This is a genomic window from Desulfovibrio sp. 1188_IL3213 (assembly GCF_036763145.1).
Taxonomy (GTDB): Bacteria; Desulfobacterota; Desulfovibrionia; order Desulfovibrionales; family Desulfovibrionaceae; genus Desulfovibrio.
This window is the reverse complement of record NZ_JBAIYR010000707.1, coordinates 1-730: the sequence shown is the minus strand read 5'-3', so window position 1 is coordinate 730 and position 730 is coordinate 1. Positions and strand designations below refer to the sequence as shown.

Below are 730 nucleotides of genomic sequence, written 5' to 3'. Positions count from 1 at the left end.
CGCCGGGCCGAAGCCCGGCCTCGTATGCCGCAACAGCAGGGGCGCGCACAGCGACATGGATTACACCACCTTTGTGCGCAGCGCGCTTGCCCTGAGAGGCTATTTTTCCCAGGCCCACGCCGAGGGTCTTGCCACAAGCGGCCTTGCGCCCCACATGGTCTTTCCCCGGCTGCGCTCGCTGGGTCTGCGGGCCGAACAGGCCATGTTTGCGGCGACAGGAGGCGTGAACACTCACAAGGGGCTGATTTTTTCTCTGGGTTTATTTTGCGCAGCCCTCGGACGGCTCAGCAAAAACAAGGCCGGACTTCATGCCCTGCCGCAGATCGATGCTCATCACGACATCACGCAGATTTGCCGCGCTGCGGCAGCCCTCGCTTCCGGCATCAGCAAAAAAGACCTGTCTGCCCTGCCGCGCGGCCTCATGAAAAAAGCCCCCGGCACAGGTGCTGAAAGCCAGGAAAAGACGGGCCATGCCCTGCCCAGGAGCATGCGGCCGCTGCTGGAAAAAAAGCTGCAACGCGCCCTCAGCCCCGGCGAGGTGATCTATGTCATGTACGGATCGCGCGGCATACGGGGCGAAGCGGAACAGGGCTTTCCCGGTGTGCTTCTTGCCTGGCGCAGCCTGTGGCGGCATAATATCGATGCCGGAATGAACAGGGCCATGGTGCATACCCTGCTGGAACTGACGGCCCGTGTGGAAGACAGCAGCATTCTCTGGCGGGGCGGCGTC

1 protein-coding gene is annotated in these 730 nt (G+C 62.9%); it reads left to right on the top strand.

What is annotated here, in order from left to right; all coding sequences use genetic code 11:
• Positions 1-730: triphosphoribosyl-dephospho-CoA synthase (locus V6C16_RS14675; protein ID WP_333543619.1), on the top strand; the 730-nt coding region annotated here is incomplete at both ends.